Annotated in this window: 13 protein-coding genes; 8 read left to right on the forward strand and 5 right to left on the reverse strand. The window is 42.8% G+C overall.

The window, feature by feature from the left end; all coding sequences use genetic code 11:
• Positions 1-15: 15 nt before the first annotated feature.
• Positions 16-3,150, reverse strand: coding sequence for a SusC/RagA family TonB-linked outer membrane protein (locus GR929_RS11465; RefSeq protein WP_159519891.1), 3,135 nt, complete (start codon positions 3,148-3,150; stop codon positions 16-18).
• A gap of 236 nt (positions 3,151-3,386) precedes the next feature.
• Positions 3,387-6,260 carry a triple tyrosine motif-containing protein gene (locus GR929_RS11470; protein ID WP_159519893.1) on the reverse strand — a complete coding sequence of 958 codons (2,874 nt, stop codon included), beginning with the start codon at positions 6,258-6,260 and terminating at the stop codon, positions 3,387-3,389.
• Between the two features lie 126 nt (positions 6,261-6,386).
• Here GR929_RS11470 and GR929_RS11475 point away from each other — a divergent pair, with 126 nt between their 5' ends.
• Positions 6,387-7,127 carry a 5'-methylthioadenosine/adenosylhomocysteine nucleosidase gene (locus tag GR929_RS11475; protein WP_159519895.1) on the forward strand — a complete coding sequence of 247 codons (741 nt, stop codon included), beginning with the start codon at positions 6,387-6,389 and terminating at the stop codon, positions 7,125-7,127.
• A gap of 299 nt (positions 7,128-7,426) precedes the next feature.
• On the opposite strand, the gene GR929_RS11480 is transcribed toward GR929_RS11475, so the two are convergent.
• The 3 genes from GR929_RS11480 to GR929_RS11490 all read right to left on the reverse strand — a co-directional run bounded on the left by GR929_RS11480 (position 7,427) and on the right by GR929_RS11490 (position 11,022).
• On the reverse strand, positions 7,427-8,737 hold the full coding sequence (locus tag GR929_RS11480) for a Gfo/Idh/MocA family protein (protein WP_159519897.1): 1,311 nt from the start codon (positions 8,735-8,737) through the stop codon (positions 7,427-7,429).
• A gap of 23 nt (positions 8,738-8,760) precedes the next feature.
• Positions 8,761-9,756, reverse strand: coding sequence for a sugar phosphate isomerase/epimerase family protein (locus tag GR929_RS11485; protein WP_159519899.1), 996 nt, complete (start codon positions 9,754-9,756; stop codon positions 8,761-8,763).
• Between the two features lie 108 nt (positions 9,757-9,864).
• On the reverse strand, positions 9,865-11,022 hold the full coding sequence (locus tag GR929_RS11490) for a Gfo/Idh/MocA family protein (RefSeq protein WP_159519901.1): 1,158 nt from the start codon (positions 11,020-11,022) through the stop codon (positions 9,865-9,867).
• 152 nt (positions 11,023-11,174) lie between these two features.
• On the opposite strand from GR929_RS11490, the gene GR929_RS22015 reads away from it, so the two are divergent.
• The 7 genes from GR929_RS22015 to GR929_RS11520 all read left to right on the forward strand — a co-directional run bounded on the left by GR929_RS22015 (position 11,175) and on the right by GR929_RS11520 (position 21,879).
• Positions 11,175-11,309, forward strand: coding sequence for a hypothetical protein (locus GR929_RS22015; protein WP_262886048.1), 135 nt, complete (start codon positions 11,175-11,177; stop codon positions 11,307-11,309).
• Between the two features lie 95 nt (positions 11,310-11,404).
• A complete protein-coding gene (locus tag GR929_RS11495) occupies positions 11,405-12,049 on the forward strand; it encodes an RNA polymerase sigma factor (RefSeq protein ID WP_235934289.1) in 645 nt (214 codons plus the stop codon).
• A 99-nt stretch (positions 12,050-12,148) separates the two neighbouring features.
• Entirely contained in the window at positions 12,149-13,288 is a 1,140-nt protein-coding gene (locus tag GR929_RS11500; RefSeq protein WP_159519905.1) for a FecR family protein, read from the forward strand.
• A gap of 199 nt (positions 13,289-13,487) precedes the next feature.
• A complete protein-coding gene (locus tag GR929_RS11505; RefSeq protein WP_159519907.1) occupies positions 13,488-16,892 on the forward strand; it encodes a TonB-dependent receptor in 3,405 nt (1,134 codons plus the stop codon).
• A gap of 19 nt (positions 16,893-16,911) precedes the next feature.
• Positions 16,912-18,876, forward strand: coding sequence for a RagB/SusD family nutrient uptake outer membrane protein (locus GR929_RS11510; protein WP_159519909.1), 1,965 nt, complete (start codon positions 16,912-16,914; stop codon positions 18,874-18,876).
• Positions 18,877-18,920: 44 nt separating this feature from the next.
• Positions 18,921-20,198, forward strand: coding sequence for a DUF4959 domain-containing protein (locus GR929_RS11515; RefSeq protein ID WP_159519911.1), 1,278 nt, complete (start codon positions 18,921-18,923; stop codon positions 20,196-20,198).
• A 34-nt stretch (positions 20,199-20,232) separates the two neighbouring features.
• Complete coding sequence (locus tag GR929_RS11520; RefSeq protein ID WP_201300979.1) at positions 20,233-21,879, forward strand: DUF4998 domain-containing protein; 1,647 nt, start codon at positions 20,233-20,235, stop codon at positions 21,877-21,879.
• Positions 21,880-22,017 lie beyond the last annotated feature (138 nt).

Raw genomic sequence — 22,017 nt, forward strand, 5'->3', positions numbered from 1 at the left:
TCTGTTTTTTATTGATTAAAAAGTAATATTAGCTCCAATGTTAATTGTTCTTGATTGAGGATAGATTCCCCGGTCAATACCAATTGTTGTATAGCCACCAGATGCAACTTCAGGATCGAAACCATCGTAATCAGTTATCGTCAAAAGGTTCTCCGCTGAAACAAATACGCGCAGGCGTGAGATCGATGCTTTTTGCAATAATGCCGTTGGCAAAGAATAACCCAGTTGAATATTTTTCAAGCGTGCATAAGAACCATCTTTGATATATAAATCAGATGATCTCCAGTTCCGGTTATTGTTTAAATTGGTTATGCGAGGAATTGAATTTGAAGTTCCTTCGCCAGTCCAGCGATCCAGAATCCAGCTTGGACGGTTCATTGCAGGAATATCACCACGCTGCGAGAAGTCAAAGATGTCGTTTCCTAAAGATCCTTGCCAAAACATATTGAAGTCAAACTGCTTCCATTCAGCACCCACTGTAAAACCATAGGTCCAGTCGGGCATTCCTTTACCAATTTTCGTTTTATCATCATCTGTAATACTTTCGTCACCATTAAAATCAACAAAACGAACATCGCCGGGTTTGGCATTTTCGCCATACAAACTGTTGTAAGCATCCGCTTCTGCTTGATTCTGAAGCAGGCCATCGGTTTCATATCCATAGAAATAAGGAAATACTTCGCCATTCATCCCTTTCACATAACTTCCAACACCTGACGCCCCAGCGGATTCGTAAATCGCTTCACCGGAGTCATTCCCCATATTGATCAGTTTGTTTTTCAGGTAAGTAGCATTAGCTGAGATATTGTAGCTAAAGTCCCCTGCACTCCCTCTGTAACCTAATTCAAACTCTAATCCGCTGTTTTCCATATCTCCAGCATTAGCAATAGGAGCACCTTTTCCAACATAACCAGGAATTGGCTGATCAATTAACATCCCATTAGTTGTCTTCTTGAAATAATCAAAACCAAAGGATAAGGCACTGTTCAGGAACCGGGTATCGAAACCAATATCAATTTGTTCTGATTCTTCCCATTTCACATCGGCGTTTGCCAATTTTGAAGGACTGCTACCGTACTGCATGTACATATCGTCATCCGTTCCAAAGTAGTAGTTCTGATTACCAGCCATCAAACTCGTGTAGGCGAAGTTACCAATCCGGTTATTCCCGTTGGTTCCCCAGCTCGCTCTCAGCTTCAGGTAATTAAACCACTCTGGTACGTTTTCCATAAATGCTTCGTTGAGTACGTTCCACCCCACGGAGAATGAAGGGAAAATAGCCCATTTGTTGTTGGGTCCGAATGAGGAAGAACCGTCACGGCGAATAGTAGCCTGCAAAATGTACTTTTCATCAAAGTTATAATCTAAACGACCAAAGTAAGACGCCAGCGTTTCGTTGGAGAAACCTCCGGTTCCGCCAGCTACGCGTCCTTCGGTAGGAGGAGCAATGGCATAATCAATGTTAGCTTTCCTCGGATCGCTTTCCAACAAATCGTAGTCATCACCATATAAGTGACGAACTGTATATTCCTGAGCCGACTGCCCTAGCAGTACCGTAAAATTGTGTTTCTCATTAATTGTCTTGGCATAGGTCAGCGTATTTTCAAGCTGCCAGGCAAAACCACGATGCATGTTTGAGTAGACATGGCTTTGCGTCAGGTCTTTTCCCTGTGTTGCCAAAAAGTGCTCAAATTCGTAACCATCTGCTCCCCAGAAAGCCAGATCAACTCCGTAGCTTGATTTGAGTTTCAAGCCCTCAACCACGTTGATTTCTCCCCAAAAGGAAGAGACGAATTTATCTTCATTATTTTCACCTCCGGTAGGTGCATTCAACATAGCCACCGGGTTGGCAATTTCCTGAAACCCTGCTGGCGGAATCGAAAATACATTTCCGTTTTCATCGGTCACCGCGTTGGGGTGAGCAGCCAAAACAGCATCCGGGTCTTGAGCATAAACCGGAACAAGCGGATTGAAAGTGAGAGCACTTCCTAAAATAGAACCATACTCTGAGTTGGTTTCAATACCGCTAGATAAAACACGCGAGTAACCTGCATTCACCCCTACTTTTACATTATTCAGAAAGGAACGGTCAGCCTCAAAAACATTGTACGTTGTATTCGAGCGGATACTATAACGCTCATAATTTGAACGACCATAATCTCCTCCAACGATACCTTCTTGGTTAAGATACCCAAAAGATAAAAAGTAGGTCACATCGTCACTACCACCATTAATACTGATTTGATGCGATTGCACCGGAGCATCGTAGTTAAAAGTTTCATCCTGCCAATCGGTTCCAGCACCAGCATTGGCAATTTGGTCAGCAGAATAACGAGGCGCTTTATTGTCATTCAACTCCCCTTCGTTCATAATCATCATGTACTCTTTGGCATTCAGCACTGATTTCTTTTTCCAGGGATTTTGCATTCCATAAGAAAAGTCGTAGTTAATAGACGCCTTGCCTGATTTACCTTTTTTTGTTGTCACCAAAATAACTCCGTTGGCAGCTCTTGCTCCATAAACAGCCGCAGAAGCAGCATCTTTCAGCACTTCAACAGATTCAATATCAGATGGATTTAAGTAGCTAATACCACCGCCAACAGCCATTCCGTCGACAATATAAAGAGGTTCACTATTGTTAATAGTACCAATACCACGAATTCTGACTTTCGAATCAGACCCCGGTTGACCGGAACTTTGTGTGATTTGAACTCCGGAAACACGTCCTTTCATAACATCTTCAATCCGAGTTGGAGTTGAATTTTCCATCTCCTCTGAAGACACGCTGCTAATTGCAGCCGTTACAACGCTTTTCTTTTGTACTCCATAACCAACCACAACGACCTCATCAAGGTCCGTATAGTCTCCAGATAGCACAGCATCAATAGTAGTCTTACCGTCCACTTCAATCCTTTGAGTTTCCATACCGATATAAGAAAATACCAGTGTTGCGTCTGTCGGTACTTCTAACGTATAATTACCATCAATATCGGTAACTGTACCATTAATTGTCCCCAAAACAGATACCGTTACCCCAGGCAGGGGTTGTCCATCTTCTTTCGCAGTTACATTACCCGTAACGGATACTTCCTGGGCAAGTAAACTCAAGCTAAAGAAAGAACAGAATAAAATAAATAAGATTCGTTTCATGCGTTAAGTTTTAAATAGCAAATAATCTTTTTTACAAATTAATTTTGACTCAAATATGTACTTTACCAGCAGGACAGTAAAACTATTGCGTACTTCAATAATACTACATAAGGATATCCCAGACTACAACAAAAATACTACATAAAAATACTTAATGCCTATATATCAGATAATTAAAAAAGTATAAGTATTGTTTTTTGATACATCACACAGCAATGTGTTATACAACAGGACAGTTAAATGTTGGAAATAAACGTTCCTAAATTAGTTTCCCGATCCAAATCTAACTTTTTCCGTAAACGATAACGGCTGATCTCTATTCCACGAGTTGATATATTTTGAAGAGCTGCAATTTCCTTGGTGGGAATATTCATTTTAATGTAAGCACACAGTTTCTGTTCTCGTGGTGTTAAGGAAGGATATGTTTCACTAAGGCGTTTAAAAAAGTCTTCGTGTACCTCATCAAAATACGTTTCAAAAAGCTCTTTTTGCTTTTTATCATCGAATTCTTTATCGATACGACTAATGATTAAGCTAACTTTCGACTTCATGCCACTATCTGTTGCTTGATTTTGCAAGCCTTTCAGCTCTTCTTTCAACCGTGCCATGAATTTATTTTTCTGAACAAGGCTCATCGTTTGATTAGCCAATTCCTTATCCAAATGTATCATTTTCCCACGCAACTTCTCATTACGAAGCTTCACAATTTCACGCTCAGATATCAATGCTTCACGCTGATATTGCTGGAGCTGCTTCCGATGTTCCTGTAGGCTTTTTAAGCGTTCTCTTCGTTTGGAAATCTTTACCCGATAATACATGTACCAAATTGTTAGTCCAATCAGACTAAGTACAAACAAGGCATACAAGGTAAATGCAACTATTGACCGATACCACGGAGGCTTAATGTAAAATGCAAAGCTGGCAGTTTCGGTTTCCAACTGAAAAGGATCCATTGCTTTCACTTTAAAAACATAGTCTCCCTCGCGTAAATTCATAAACTCACAACTCGACTCTTCTGACCACTCCGACCACTCGCTGCTATAGTTTTCAAGAAAATAACTAAACTCCGTATTGTTAAAGCTGTTGTAATCGGGACAAGAATATGTAAATTCCAGATTATTGCCTTTATGTTGAAATATCAGTGAATCCTCAGGAATATCAGGTGACATCAGGGAAGGATTAAACGCTTTACCATTATGCAAATTGGTGACATCCCGAATAAACACATTAAATTTTTCCTCTTGATTTGCCTGGTAATTTGGCCTGTAGTGTGCCAAACCATCAACAAGCGTAATGAACGTATTCTGACGATCAACAGTCTCAATATGCTGAAAACCTGAAATAATATGTCCTGACAACTTTTCAAAAGGACCGATCACTTTATTATAGGTACCATCTTCCTGAAACCTTAAAACACCAGGAACGTTTTCTCCCACAAACCAGATATTTCCAAACTGATCTTCCTTAATGTAATCGATGTCTTTCTGCTCTTCAAAAATGCTGTTATAATATTCCGATCGTTCAAATCGATTTAAAGCCGCATCGTACTCATAAATACCATTAGGTGAGGTGAAGACAATATCATCACCAACGGTCATCAGGTTTAAATAAATATTTGAAGGAAATCCATCATTTGAATTAAAAAAGTCGTAATGAATAACACTATCCAACTGCTGATTCAGGCGAATACGAAAGACGCCTTTAAACCCATGACTCATCCAGATATCACCATTTTTGTCCTGTGCTATTAATTTGGATGATTCTGAAAACCCTTTAATTTCATTAACAAGCTCCCACGATTGACGATCATTGTCTTTTTTGAAAAGAGTCAGCCCATTGTAATTTCCACCAATTAAATACTCATCCTGATCCTTCAGTTCGAGGAATGTCCAGGCCCCATTCACATTCGACACCAATTTTGCTTCTTCTCCTTCAATAACGTAAGTCCCATTATTGTGTCCACATAAAATCACCTCCTGATGAACCTCCAGACACCAAACCTGTCCCACTGTATTTGGTATTAACCTAAACCCCTCTGGATTTAGATCAACTTCCTCCGGCCAATCTTTTACAAAAAGACCGTGGTTTGTTCCAACATATAGCTTTCCCTTATAAACTAAGGTTGTGTATGTTGCCCCAAGCCCTTCCTCATCATACATAAAGGTAAAAGGCGAACTGACATCAACATAGTCAATCCCGTTATCAAGGCCCAGCCAAAGATTGTTATCCTGGTCGGTACCAACACTGAGGATTGTATTATTCTGGAGACCTTTTTTTTTGTTGATATGTTGGACTATCGTTCCGGTTTCATCAGTAATCAACAATCCATTTTGTATGGTTCCAAATGCGTAGTATGCCTCCATAAACCGGGTAGCCGAAAAAACTTGATTAGCCATCAAGAACTGATTGGCAGGCCCTGTCCAAGCCTTAAGTTTTGAACCATCATAGGTAAAAACACCATGATTTGCAGTTCCAATCAAAAGACGGTTATTAAAAATGGGCAAGATTGTCCAAACCTCTTTATCTTTCAACAATTCAAGTCCGGGAAGATCAAAAAACTGTCCTTGCCGATATTCCCTTATTCCTTCAAGCTCATCCTGTACCCATAATTGACCGTTGACGTAAAACGAAAATCGAAGTCGATTTGGCAATTCAACCATTGACATCTGTTTATTCCGATAGATAAAGAGATAAGTATAAGATTGAAATACAACTCCAAAACTAGTGAGGTGAATGCGCCATACTTCTTCAAAATTACGGGCTTCAGCTGGCACTAGCTCCAATAAGGAGTGGTATCGAAGCTTTCCATCAACACCAGGCTCCATATAACCAAAATCATTTTGCTGCCCTAAATAAATGCGTCCATTTTCGTCAATAGCAAGCGACCGAACAATGGATTGATTCGGCAAATCATACAATTGCCAGTGATTGCCATCGAACTCCAACAAGCCATCGTTATTGGCAAAATAGATGAAATCGTTTTTCCCTCTTTCTACTTGCCAATTTTGTGTTCCTGCCTCATAGGTTTGCTTTGTGAAATTTCGAATATCAGGAACCCCAATATCTTTTAATTGGCCGTAAGAGAACACGCTCATAAAAAGCGATACCAAAAGAAAAAAGTATTTAAACTGAGTAAAGCGCATAAAACAAATATAGCAAAAACGATTTTTTTGTCATTGGTAATGTTTTATAACCTACAAGACTACTATTTTTACCAAAATTTTGAATTGATAACTATGAAAACCGGTATAATTGGAGCTATGCATGAAGAGATCCTCCTCTTAAAAAAAGACATTAAAGACTTAAAATCGGAGCAATTCGGGTCGAGAGAATTTTATTCAGGCACTATTCATAACAAAGAAATGGTGATGTGCCTGTCGGGCTGGGGAAAAGTTGCCGCTGCAACCACTGCCACTACACTTATAAACCACTACAAAGTGGATCAATTGGTTTTTATTGGCTTGGCTGGTTCCATTCAAGCTCATCTGAATATTGGAGATATAGTAATCGCCAATCAGCTCATTCAACACGATGTTGACTTGACCAGGCTTGATGGATTCCCCAATGTTCAATCTCCCTTTTGGAAAGAGTTTAGCTTTAAAGTGATGTCTGATTCCGAAATGAAAGCCTCTGAAGCCGTTGAGAAATTCCTTCTCAATTTGAGAAAAGGAGATTATCCCTCCATTAGCTCCACCTACAATCCAACCGTTTATGTAGGTGCTATTGGTACCGGCGACCAGTTTATCGCATCGAAAGATGGTAAAATGAAGATTAGCGAACGCTTTCCGCAGATTTTATGTACTGAGATGGAAGGAGCCGCAATCGCGCAGGTTGGAGCAGATTACAATATTCCGTGTACGGTAATTCGCGTGATATCAGACAAAGCAGACGAAGAGGCACACGATTCGTTTACAAGTTTTCTCTTTGAAAATATTAGTCAGATTTCGGTTGAGCTGGCCAAACTGGTGCTAAACTAGTCACTTACTGCCACAAACTATACTTCCACAGCAATAACGATGAGAATCGGACCGATTATCTATAAAAAAAATTAGGATGCTAGATCGGCAACAGCATAAGATGGCACAGATGTTGTGGTTCTCTTTTCAGCCACAAAAACAATATATACCCCACAAAGATGTGGGAACAATTAAACAATGAGACTTTTAGTTTAGAAAGACCAGAAAAAAACTCCTGAGTAACGTGCTCAGGAGTTTTTACTTTTTCAAGAAATATCTCGCCAATTAAATCTCCATCAGATTTGTTCTGACAAAATCAATTACACTGTTGGTAACTCCCAAGGACTTCGATAGCTTGGAACCAGGTGTTTATTAGCCTCATCATCGCCAATAAACCGGCTTTGTTCGCTATCCCAATACAATCGTCGCCCGGTTTTCAAAGCGATATTTCCAAGATGAGCTACCCGAGCCGTATTTGCGGCGATATCAATGCTGCAATTCAAGTCGCGTCTATTATCACGAACACCATCCAGAAAATTTTCCATGTGGTGTTCAAGCCCTTTCCCTGTTCCTTTTTGAAGTTCAACACGTTCCATCAAATCCTGATCATTTTTACGTTCAGGAATGACTTCCCATCCTTTTCGATCGACCACTAGCGTGCCATTATTTCCAACAAAACCAACACCATGTGTGCGGCCATAATAACCTCCATCAATCCCAATACCATGATCCCACAACATGGTAAAGTCATCAAATTCATAAATTGCTTGCAAAGTATCCGGTGTTTCTGCAGCATCTTCGGGATAGGCGAACTTGCCGCCCATCGCCATCACCGATTTCGGTGCTTTAACCTGCATACCAAAAAGACCATAGTCTATAATATGCACCCCCCAATCAGTCATCAATCCGCCGGCATAATCCCAAAACCAGCGGAAGTCGAAATGAAAGCGATTAGGGTTGAACGGACGTTCTTTTGCAGGTCCCAGCCAAAAATCGTAGTCGACACCTTCGGGCGCTTCACGATCAGGTTTAACCGGAATAGACCCCATCCAGCCTTGATAGGACCAGGTTCTGACTGTCCTGATTTTGCCTAATTTTCCGGACTTCACAAAATCGACAGCATCGCGCCAATGGGAATCGCTTCGTTGCCACTGCCCAATTTGCACAACGGTGTTGTACTTGTTGGCAGCAGCTTCCATGATATTGATTTCTTCGATGGTATTCCCCAACGGTTTCTCACAATAAACAGCTTTTCCTGCCTTGCAAGCTTCAACAAAAGGCAGGCAGTGCCAATGATCGGGTGTTCCGATAATGACGGCATCCACTTCCGGGTCAGCAATTAGCTGGCGGTAATCGTTGTAGGATTTTGGTTTTTTGCCCTGAAGCTTTTCTGTGTCTGATATGCGCGCATCCAGTACCCGCTGATCGACATCGCAAATCGCGACACACTCCGTGTCCGGCTGGCCTAAAAAGGCTTTCAAATCGGCAAATCCCATGCCTTTGGCTCCAATCAGTCCGCAACGAACAATTTTTGGAGCACAGGCCGTCATCGCCGCCGGCATTGAAGCGGCCAACCCCACAGCAGCAGTTGCCGTAGTGGTACTTTTAATAAAAGATCTTCTAGTTGTCATTTATACTTAAATTAGTTGGTAGGTCACTCACTTTGCATGGCATCGTCAAAAGCGATATCCGATGGATCAAAATCACTGTAGCGGACAAACTCACAAGACTCAGCAGCTCCTGCTTCCCGGTTCATCCCGCTGTCTTCCCATTCCACTGAAAGCGGTCCGGTATATTGAATATCATTCAATGCACGAATAATATTTTCAAAATTAATATTGCCTCGCCCCATACTGCGGAAATTCCAATATCGACGATTATCACCAAAAGGAATATGTCCTCCAAAAACGCCCACTGTCGCTGGAACATCACTCCAGTACACATCTTTCATATGAACATGGAAAATACGGTCGGCAAACTCGTATATAAACCGGACATAATCGACATGCTGATACCCCAAATGACTTGGGTCGTAGTTGAAACCGAATGCTGGATGGTTGTCCAATGCTTTTAAAGCGCGCTTGGCCGATTCAATGTCAAAAGCAATTTCGGTAGGATGAACTTCCAAGGCAAATTTTACACCCATCTTTTCGTATTCATCCAGAATAGGTTTCCATCGCCTGGCAAAATCTTCATATCCTTTATCAATCATTTCCTTCGATACGGGCGGAAAAGCATACAGCAGGTGCCAAATGGAACTTCCGGTAAAACCAACTACAGTATCTATACCTAGCTGTTTGGCAACTTTGCCCGTGTTAATCATTTCGGCTGCTGCCCGTTGACGAACACCCTCAGGGTCACCGTCTCCCCATATGTAGTCCGGTAAAATATTTTTATGGCGCTCATCAATCTGATCGCAAACACACTGACCGACCAGATGATTCGAGATAGTGTGCAAATTCAAGTCATACTTTTTTAACAAAGTGATACGGTCATCGCAATATTTTTGATCCGCTTTATCAATTTCCATATGATCGCCCCAACAACAAAGCTCCAAACCATCGTATCCAAAGTCCTTCGCTTTTTGACACATGGTTTCAATTGTTAAATCGGCCCACTGTCCGGTGAATAATGTTACTGGTCTACCCATCGTTTATTAAGTTTTAAGTTTAACTTGTAACTGGTTTATAAGTTGAATTGTTATTTACTAAAAGGGCCAGCGCACGGTGGTCGAACTTCCTTCTTCCCACATTCTTCTTTACTCCCCAAATTTCACCCACTTTACCGAATCGTTATATCCGGCTTTTACCATCGTGTCGATAAATTGCATGCCGCGTATTCCATCTTCCACACCAGGAAAGTCAAGCATTTCTGAAGTGGGTTGTTCACCATTCATCTTCGCTTGAACGGTTAACGCAAAGTTCCGGTAAATATTAGCAAATGCTTCCAGGTAACCTTCGGGGTGTCCGCCGGGCGTACGCGTGTTGTGTTGCGCCCATTCACCCATCTGTCCGGTTCCAACGCGCACCATCTCGGTTGGACGATCAGCCCATTTCACCCACAAGGTGTTGGGTTCATGCTGTTGCCACTCCAAACCGCCTTTTTCGCCATACACTCGTATTTTAACGTTATTTTCTTCACCGGCCGCAATCTGAGAAGCCATCAGTACACCACGTGCTCCGTTATTAAAACGCAATAGTGCAGCGCCGTCGTCATCCAGCAAACGCCCGGGAACAAACTTATTTAACTCGGCACAAATCTCGGTGGTTTTCAATCCCGAAATATATTCAGCCACTTGGTGGGCATGTGTACCAATATCGCCTATGCAGCCAGCTCTCCCTGATCGCTTAGGATCGGTTCGCCACTCAGCTTGCTTGTTGCTATCCTCTTCCTTTGCTGAAAGCCAGCCCTGTGGATATTCGACATAAATACGGCGGATGTTCCCTAAGTCGCCCCGTGCAACACGCATCTTAGCTTCCTTCACCGCAGGATAACCTGAATAAGTATGGGTTAAAGCCAGCTCCAAACCGGTCTCCTGCTGTTTCTTTTTAAGTTGAAGTGCTTCATCCAATGACAAGGTAATTGGCTTATCCATCACCACATGAAAGCCATGTTCCATTGCCAGCATTGCCGGATCAAAATGGACATGGTTCGGTGTTACAATAACCACAAGATCCATTCGCTCATCTTCCGGCAATTGAGCTTCTAACTCAAGCATTTGTTGGTAGGAAGAGTAGATTCGATTTTCGGGTAAAAAATAAGACTTGCCGGATTTGAGGGAATTTTCAGGACTGCTACTAAAACATCCACAGACTAGTTCAATCTGGTTATCCATGATCGCAGCAATTCGGTGAATAGCTCCAATAAAGGCACCAGTTCCACCGCCAATCATGCCCATGCGAAGTTTCCTACTCATAGTATTTGGTTTATTGATTTAGTAATTCCCAAATGTATAAAACTTCTGTTGAAGACGGAAAAAACAGATCAGAATAGCAGTGGGAATAACTTAGAAGGAGTGAAATTTTAATCAGCCCGTGCGAAACTCCGTGATAAGCAGACAATATATGAATGGGCAATCCAGAAGTGATTTCTACAATGAGAAGAAGAAATTTTATCGGAGATGCTGCCTTCGGCAGTTTTGCAGCTGCCGGACTATCATCATCAGAATCAGCATTTCCAGAGAAGCAAGCAAACAAGCCATAATTGGCATCTACAGGAAAGCATAAAGTCCTTAGAATGAAGAACAAAACTATTTGATGTTCAATGAGAACCTATTCTTAACGAAATTAATTCTAACTTTGAACCGCTTAAGAGTTTTAGGAAACCGCCAGGTACAGAATTGTATGCAAAACCAACCGAACAAAGACCATTTGCTCTGGAAAAGCTTTAGGGAAGGGGATGATAGAGCTTTCTGCGATTTATACGATCAATATAGCGATGCGCTATATAGCTTTGGTATGCAGTTTTGCAAAGATCCTGATTTCGTCAAAGATTGTATCCACGACTTGTTTCTGGACCTACACAAGTACCGGGAACAATTGCGACCGACTGACTCCATCAAGTTCTATCTGTTCCGTGCTTTGAGGCGAATCATTCACAAACAGAAACTAAAAATCAACTTATTAAATCTGAACCAAAACCACGAGCAAATGCTCCACTTACATGCACCAGCGTCGGACGAGGCTCTGATCCATTCAGAAATGCAACAGGAAAACCTGAATCTGCTGTCAAATGCCGTCAGTCAACTTACCAAGGTCCAACAACGAGCACTTTTTTTGAAGTTTGAACAAGATCTTACTTACGCCGAAATTGCCACCCTGCTGAATATCTCCGTTGAATCAGCCAGAACCAATATGTACCGTGCCTTAAAATCACTGCGAAAAAGTGTATCAAAAAACCGGATTTACTTGAGTTTATTCCTTCAATTTTGCTACAAACAGTAAGCTTTATACATCAGTTTATTGATTTTTTTCAAAAAAAATCATTTTTGCTGTCTATGTTTTGGCATTTTTCTCCTTTATCTTGGTATTAGAACTATTCACGTGAAAAAGAAAATTGAAGATATTTTAGTAGAAGAAGGGATTACGGAAAAGAAAATCAAGGAAGAGCCAAATGCCAGTCCGAAGATTTTAGATACCGCCAATCAGCTATATTCCTACTTAAAAACTCCAAAAAATAAGTGGTCAGCACTAGAAAAAAAACAATTGCACTTCCGAATACAACATTCGATCGAAACCATAACCCGGAGAAAAACCCGACGAATCTGGTTTACCGCCGCTTCGGTTTTCATTTTTGCTATTTCCGGTGGAATCTGGTACAGCCAATTCAATCAACCCTCTGAGATTGCTGATTTTGCCAACAGCATAAAGGAAAGTAAAAACGATACCATTACGCGTCTGGTACTAAGTGAAGCACGGGCCATTGAGATTTCTGAAGTGGAATCAGAAATCCAATACGACACTAAGGGAGAGGAAATTGCCATTGGATCCAGTCAAACTGTTCAACAAAAACTGGAGCCTGTAAAGCCGAGCTACAATACGCTTACCGTTCCGTACGGCAAACGGTCAAAAATAACCCTATCCGAAGGTACCACCGTCTGGTTAAACTCGGGCTCAAAGATGGTTTATCCCGCTGTTTTTGCTAAAAACAAACGCGAAGTATACCTCGACGGCGAAGCCATTTTCAATGTTTCCAAAGATCCGGAAAGGCCATTTGTAGTTCAATCACAGCAATTTAACATAGAGGTAATTGGAACAATTTTCAACCTGAGTGCTTATTCGGACGATCAAAGCTCAACTGCCGTTTTGAAGGAAGGTTCCATTAAGCTAATCCGGAAAACAAAAGCTTATTTGCCAACTGAGAATAAAATGATATCTCCCGGGGAGATGGTTACATTTGAAGAAGAAGGAGAGCAACTTGTTGTCCGGAAAGTTAATCCATCCGACTATCTTTCATGGCATCACGGCTATTATGTTTTCAAAAGCGAAACGCTTGGAAATATTCTAAAAAAAATATCACGCTACTATAATATTGAGATCGATCTGAAAGACAGGGAACTTGCTCAAATAACCTTTTCGGGGCGTTTGGACCTAAAAAACAACATCAAAGAAGTTTTACATACCATAAAAAAAACAACACCATTTAACTTTAAAGAGGAGGAAAAAATAGTCACAATATACTAAACTAAAAACTAACGATAGTATCAATCAAACTTAACAAAAAAAGCCTGCAGATGCTGTAACACCTGCAAGCTTATGAACTAAAAAAACATCGCATAAAGCGATATTTTATTAACTAAAAGTGAACAAATTTATGAAAAAAAGTAACACCTGTGCTTATTTTTTCCATAGAAGGGATTACTGTGCACACTTCTTGAGAATTATGAAATTAACCTTACTTCTATTTATGATGGGGGTTGGCAGCTTGTACGCAACTTCTACTTATTCCCAGAGTACACGGTTCTCAATGAATATGGAGAATGGAACCATTAAACAACTTTTTGAAGAAATTCAGGACCAGAGCGAGTTTATTTTCTTCTACAAGGACAGCGATGTGGATTTGGAAAAGAAAGTAAGCGTCAAGGCTGAACGGTTTTCTGTTGAACGAATTCTTAGAAAAGCCTTTGAAGGAACAAACCTAACCTATCAGATCTCTGATCGGCAAATTGTTATTATCCCTGACCAAACCGCTGCTTCCGAACAGGTGCAGGAAGTTATAGAACAACCCGGCCTGAAAACAATATCTGGGTTTGTAAAAGACGATGTGGGACTTGGTCTTCCCGGTGTTTCAGTTGCCATAAGGGGAACTTCAAGGGGAACAGTGACCGACGCCAACGGAGAATTCTCCATGCAAGCGGCGGTTGGCGACACGCTGGTTTTCTCTTTTATCGGAAAAACCCCGGTTGAGCAAGTTGTTGGAGACCGCAATATCTTCGATGTAGCGCTGTATGACGATGACACCCAGCTGGAGGAAGTTCAGGTGGTTGCCTTTGGTAAGCAGAAAAAAACGAGTGTGATTTCTTCGATTGAGACCGTGAGGCCAGGCGATCTGAAACAACCCGCCTCGAATCTGACCAGTGCTTTGGCAGGTAAAATTCCGGGAATTATTTCGTACCAAACGACAGGTGAACCAGGTAATGACAACGCGCAATTCTTTGTTCGCGGGGTTACCACCTTTGGTTATAAAACCAATCCACTGATTTTGATTGATGGATTTGAAGCCTCACCCGATGACTTGGCTCGCATGGAACCTGATAACATCGAAAGCTTTTCCATTCTGAAAGATGCTTCCGCTACCGTACTTTACGGTGCCAGAGGTGCGAATGGAATCATCATTGTTGAGACGAAGTCGGGACGCGAAGGACCGGCAAAAATCAACATCAGGCTCGAAACACACATAGCCACTCCCACCCAGATGAACGAATTGCTGGATGGCGTAGACTATATGCGTCTGTACAACGAGGCCCGGATTTCCAGAAATCCAATACTCGGTGCTTTATACAGTGAACAGAAGATTCAATCGACCGCTGATGGTCTTGATCCAATGATCTACCCCAACATCGATTGGTACGATGAGTTGTTTGAAAAATCAACCATTAATAAAAAAGCCAATTTTAACGTATCGGGTGGCGGCCAAATAGCAACCTATTATGTGGCGGGAACCATAGAAAATGAAAATGGCCTTTTGAAAGTTGCCCCGGAGAATAATTTTAACAACAACATCAACATTAACCGGGTGCAGTTAAGGAACAATGTTGTTTTTAAACTGACACCAACCACCCGATTGGATACCAGACTGCAAGGCCGGTTCGAACGTTACAATGGTCCTGCCACAGCAGCAAGTGAAATTTTCAGACAGGTTATGAACTCAAACCCGGTAGATTTCCCTGCCGTATATGAACCCGATGAAAAACATGCTTTTGCTGATCATATACTATTTGGAAGCACCTTCGTTGGCGGCCCCCTGAAAGCCAACCCCTATGCAGAGATGGTTCGTGGCTATGAAGACCGAAATGAAAGTTCAATTACAGCCATGGCAACCCTTTCGCAAGATCTCGATTTTATTACAGAAGGTTTGAAGTTGCAGGCCAAAGCCTCGGTTAACACATGGAGCGAATACAAAAGTACAAGATCATACAATCCTTTCTTCTATGATTTGGAAAACTACAACCAGATTACCGGAGAATATACACTTTTTGCCCTGAACCCAAACGACGGACAAGCTTTCCTGGGTGATGTCAATCCGGGACGTAACGCCAGTGCACACTATTATTACGAAGGACGTTTGAACTGGGACCGCAAATTCGGGCTACACAGCGTAGGTTTAATGACCGTGGGTATGTTTGAAGAGTACCTGTTGACCAGTGGAAACAGCCGGTCGATTTACGAAACACTTCCTGAAAGGAACATGGGAAACTCCGGACGTTTAACTTACGACTACGACAACCGTTACTTCTTCGAGTTCGCATACGGATACAACGGGTCTGAGAAATTTAGCGGCGACCGAAGGTTTGGATTCTTCCCTTCATTTGGGGGTGGCTGGCTCGTCTCAAATGAATCATTCTGGGCCCCTTTGGAAAACATCATCAACACCCTAAAGTTGAAGGGAACCTGGGGTAAAGTGGGTAACGATGCCATTGCCCGTCGGGAAGATCGTTTCTTCTATTTATCTGATATCGCCAAAGGTGGTGGAGGTTATCGTTGGGGAAATACCTTTATGAATTCATATGGCGGCTACCGGATTAACCGATATGCCAACCCCGATATTACCTGGGAGGTTTCAACCAAAATGAACCTGGGTATTGAATTAACTTTCCTCGACGATGCTTTAAAGATTCAGGGGGATGTGTTCAAGGATATTCGTGATCAGATTTATCTGCAACGCCAAAACTTCCCATCTTCTGTAGGTCTAGAGGCATCCATTAGCGGAAACGTAGGGAAAGTGGAATCAAAGGGTTTTGAAGCCTCCATTGACTACCAATACATTTCGCAAAAGGATTGGTGGATGACCGGCCGTGCCAACTTCACCTTTGCCACCAATGAATATGTGCAATTGGATGAACGGGATTATGCCGATGAGTACTTGAAACGCCAGGGACATCCCATCAGACAGTGGTGGGGACTGATTGCCGAGCGTTTGTTTGTGGATGAAGCTGAAATTGCCAACTCGCCCAAGCAAGACTTTGGTACCTACCAGGCCGGTGACATTAAATACAAAGATGTAAACGGTGATGGCGTAGTGAATGCTAACGACGAAGTCCCTCTGGGCTTACCTACCGTACCCGAAGTTCAGTATGGATTTGGGTTGTCGGGTGGATTTAAAGACTTTGACCTATCGTTCTTCTTCCAGGGGAATGCCCGTGTCTCTGTATTTATTGACCCAAGCGATGTGAGCGATCCTATCAACAATCGTTACGGTATCGCTCCGTTCGCTTCACGACGCAACGCTTTGACCATAATCGCTGAAGATTACTGGAGTGAAACCAACCCGGATGTCCATGCCTTTTGGCCACGTTTATCGGTCGATCCCCTCGAAAACAATACCAGAACATCATCGTGGTGGTTGCGTAATGGCGCCTTCCTTCGTTTAAAAACCGTGGAAATGGGATACAATCTCCCGGCGGACACCTTCAAGAAGATCGGCTTACAAAGCGTCCGGCTCTATGCCAGTGGAACCAATTTGTTTGTTATCAGTCCGTTCAAACTGTGGGATCCGGAAATGGGTCGCGCTGGATTGGGCTATCCGCCAAACAAACGATTTAATATTGGTGTCCAGTTATCATTTTAATACCTAAAAAAGATTGAAGATGAAAAGATTGAAAAATTTAATCATATTGTTTCTTGTCCTTAGCCTAACACCATCCTGCTCTGATTATCTGGATGTGGTGCCGGACAATACTTTAACCCTGGAGGACCTCTTTAAATCGAAAGAGGAAGCCTGGAATGCATTAGCCAAAGTTTACAGCTATATGCCACGAATAGAACAAACACACAGCTCTATCTGGACAGCAGGAGATGAGTATATCGGACGCTTGGATTATAACGATAATACAGGAGACTTGAGAGGAATCCGTTTGATGCGGGGACTACAATCTGTTACAAATCCTCTGCTGGGCGATTGGTCAAATACAAATGGAGGCACACGGCTATACGCTGGAATCCGCCAAGCCAATGTTTTTCTCTCCAATATCGATCAAGTGCCGGATATGTCGGACCAAGAAAGAAGCGAATGGCGTGCCCAGGTCAAATTCCTGAAAGCCTATTACAACTTCTTGTTGGTTAAGAAATACGGGCCAATTATCATTTCAGATGAATTGATTGCCCCGGATGCATCTAAAGACCAATTGTTTTTGGAACGTACGAAAGTGGAAGACTGCTTTGACTACATCATCGCCTTGATGAATGAAGCCATTCCTGATCTTCGGGAAAAAGCGATTGCTACGCTCCTCGGTCAAGTGGATCAGGCCGCAGCTAAAGCCATTAAAGCCAGAGTGATGCTGTTCCGTGCCAGTCCTTTCTTCAATGGCAATATGGAATATTTTGGTGATTTTGTTGGCCCCGACGGAGAACCCTACTTCCCTCTAGACTATAATAAGGAAAAATGGAAAGAGGCTATCGACGCTATCGAAGAAGCCTTACTGGCCTGCGAGACCAACGGCATCGAACTATACGAATACAGCGCACAACCCTATATTTTTGATCGTGAAGATTATATGGCCAATACAGAAAACGTACAACGCATTTACGATTTGAGAATGGCCATTACCGACCCATGGAACAAGGAGTTGGTCTGGGGCTTCTCCAACATTGACATTTATGGTGGTTCCGAGCTGGCACACTCCACCAACATGCGCCTGCCCGAAGGCTATGGTGGTGGCATTACCAATGAGCCTGGTTTCTCTTGGCAGTGGATGGCAGCAACCTACCGGATGGCAGAACGGTATTATACCGAAAACGGAGTTCCCATAGAAGAAGACCTGAACTTTGATCAGGATAAAAAGTGGGAACTGACCACAACTCCCGGAGCCAACGACCCGGAATACACGGAACTGCGCGGCATTATGCAGCCCGGAGCCGAAACGATCAATCTGTACATGAATCGTGAACCACGTTTTTATGCTAACCTGGCCATTACGGGTGGTTACTGGCGTTCTCACGGTGTTCGGATTAATACGATGATGTATGCCGGTAGTCACGGTGGATTCAACTCTTCGCAACACACAACCGACTATTACGAAACCGGAATTGGGATCAAGAAGTTTGTTCACATGGAATCTAAATCCGGGCACTGGGCACGTACGGTAAAGTATCCGTATCCAATTATCCGTCTGGCCGATTTGTATCTAATGAAAGCGGAAGCCCTGAACGAATACTATGACACGCCAACCCAGGAGGTCTATGACGCCATTAATGTGGTTCGCGAGAGAGCCGGAGTTCCTGATGTTGAAAGCGTTTGGGCTGATGCCTCAATCGTAAAAACGGTCAATAAGCACAAAACCAAGGAAGGCATGCGTGACATCATCCTTCAGGAAAGAAGCATTGAATTTGCCTTTGAAGGAAGCCGTTTCTGGGACATGATACGGACCAAAAGAGCCGTCATGGAATTCTCAAGCCCTGTTTGGGGATGGGAATATACCGGAACCACTGGTGCCGATTTCTTCAATCTTGAGGTGAAGCAAACCAGAAGATTTACCATCACCGATTGCCTATGGCCAATCGACTTGAATGAGATGAATACGAACTCTAACCTGGTTCAAAACCCGGGATGGTAATGGTTACAGTTCATTTATTTAACAAAAACGATAAAAAGAATCGTATGAAAACCACAAAAATATATTTACTCCTGATTGCAGCATTTTTGCTGGCTGTAACTTCCTGCGAGGAAGAGAAGGTACACCGGGCAACATCTGATGACACGATTCCTCCACAGCCTCCAATTGAGGTGACCTACCAGCCACTATATGGTGGCGCACGGTTTTTCTATGAAGTACCGGAAGACGAGGATCTATTAGGTATCGAAGCCGTTTATACCAACAAGCAGGGAGATTCATTCTCTTTCTCAGCCTCTTACTTTATCGATTCACTCGACGTTTATGGCTTTGGCGATACCATCAATTACGAAATTGATTTGTATGCGTTTGACCGTGCAGGCAACCGATCAATTCCGGTTAATGTAACGGTAAAACCACTTGAATCCGCTATTTCGAGGGTGGCCAATTCACTCGAATTAAAACCGGCCTTTGGTTCATTCTTCGTTGACTGGATCAATGAGCTCGAACAAAGTATCAATGTTTACATTGATTTCAATTACGCGCAAAACGGCGAGCCAAGATCACTTACTTCTGTTTTCTCATCCAACCTTGACGAAGACCGACGCTTTGTTGATGATCTTAATATTGGTTCAGACGATCCGGTTAGTGTATCGATCCGTGTTTCGGATATCTATGGAAATATCACCGACCCAAAAGACATGGGGCAGATTCATCTGCTGGAAGACATGAAACTCGCCAAAGAGGAATGGGAACTGCCTTTAAACGGTGACTCCATTGGTGGCATTCCTCAGGCATTTGGTGATCAAGTTGAAGGACGCTTAGTCAGTGTTATTGACGGAATCATTGACGAAGGAAACAACCTCAACTTCATGAGCACCGGAGGTCGTGGCCGCACCGGAAATAGCGCTGACGGAAACATGCCCTGGAACGTCATTATTGACCTGGGTGACCACTATGAACTTAGCCGGATTCTGACCCACCAACGTCACATGGATTTCTGCGGAGACCTTTGCCAGGGACAGTATTACCGAGGAGAGAATGTTGGCCTTTACGAAATGTACATCTGGGATGAGGACACACAGGATTGGGAATATGTATCGGAGAATAAAATTGAAGTTCCGGTAGGACTAAGCGAACTCGAAATCGTCAAAAAGGGAAAAGAAGGTGATGAAGCCTACATGTATCCTGATGAACCTCAATACACCAAACCTACCCGATGGTTTCGCTACCGGGCTATGAAAGGCTTTGGTGGTAACTACACGCTGGATAATGGCAACTGCTTGTCTGAGATTACCCTTTATGGCAGAAAGGCTGGAAATTAAGTTTATTAGGAACAGTGATTTAAAGATTAAAATTATGAGAAACATCATATTGCTATCAATATTGGTTTTTGCAACATTCATGTGGTCGTGCGAAGACATGTACGAGAAGCAGAAACAGTATGAAGGAGAAATTGTCTATCCGGCTAAGTACGATACCATTGTTGGACACATCGGCTTCGAACGGGTTGAAATTGATCTGATGAAAGCCGGTCGTATTCCAAGCAGTCAAATCAAATTGGGAAAAGCCGAAGTAACCCGAATCGAGTATGACGATCAGATCATCACCATTGATTCGCTCGTTTCATGGGTCAACATTACAGGACTTACACAATCAAAACTCTACCGTTTTAAAGTGTATACCATTGATAAATTCGGTAATGAATCCGTGCCGTTGGAAATAGCCCTGATTCCATTCACCAGCACTGATCTGGCGAACTACGCTGTAACTCCACCGCAGGTTTTGGCATCGCCATCAGCAGCGGTGATTAACTGGCCAAACGGAATCTCTTCAGTACTGATGAACTATTATGGATTGAAATTTCAATACACCGATAAAAACGGGGAGGTTCAAAGTGGTGAACGCGGTGAGAATTCCCGCTTCTTTATCGGAAATGTAGAAGCCGGAGAACCGGTGGCCATTGATATGGAATACAAAATTGTTCCGATCGTCAACCGCCAGCCTATTCTGGATACCGTGGTATTCGAAAACGTACTGAATGTAAACATGCCAACCAGCTCATCGGAATTTGCACCGGCCGAAAGAAATATTCTTGAGGCCAATGGCGTGACTACCTTCAGTGCTGATGGCGTGTCTGACATTACCGAGCTGGTTTACCCAATTCATACCAATTCACTTCAGGACATCTTCTATTTTCCGAATTTGGAAACCCTGGATTTAACCGGCGGTGACCTGTTCACGCTACCTGAACTAGAGTATGACAACCGTGGTTTTCAAGATGTTGTGGGCGGAGGCGAATTTGCACCTTTCATGCGAAAAGCAGGAAACGTATCGGGTGGAAACACCTTGAAGGATTTTCTCGAAGCCGGAATACTGACAAAGGTATACTATCGCCCTAACACCATGGGATTAGACGATATTCTGATGCCTTATGTTGAAAGTGGCGTGGTTGAACTGATCGAAAACCCGGATGAAGTCCTGGTTGGCAACCAATTCGAGTTAAACGGACGTCTGCAAGACGGTAACTGGGCGCTTGATGTTATTTATCCAGCTCCTGACGCCCCTGCCGGCGAAGGACTGGAAAACATTTACAAATTAATTCCAAGGAAAACCAGTGCGTCATTTGTACTTGCACTGCCTAAAGGATACCAGTTGAATGCCGAGGAATACAAATACATGAAGATGATGGTTTATATGCCTCCAAAAAGTCAGCTTACCGGCCATTATGCAAACTTCCAGCGCCTATGGCCACGGTTTATGAACAATATGTGGGCCTTTGGCAGCAACAGTAATTTTGGACAGGAATACTGGGAGAGAGATCGCTTTACCATGCCTGACTCGTCACTGGAAAACTGGACGGAAGTTACGATTGATATGTCTGAGGCAGTCGGTAAACACACCCGGGTTTTTGTAATCAACATTGGGGGTGAGCCTTGGATTGATTACAATCCAGAGGAGGACATCGTGTATTACTTTGCCAACATCCGTTTTACCAAAGAATAAGAAAAACCCTAGACCATTTAACCCGCATTATTCATCAGCCAAAGAATCGGACATTGTAATTTGCGGGGTTTTATTTTTGATCGTTGGATTTAATAAAAATTGCGTCAAATTCTGATGGGGATATAAATACAAGGGCAT

This window comes from Sunxiuqinia indica (genome assembly GCF_009847015.1).
In the GTDB taxonomy this organism is placed as follows: Bacteria; Bacteroidota; Bacteroidia; order Bacteroidales; family Prolixibacteraceae; genus Sunxiuqinia; species Sunxiuqinia indica.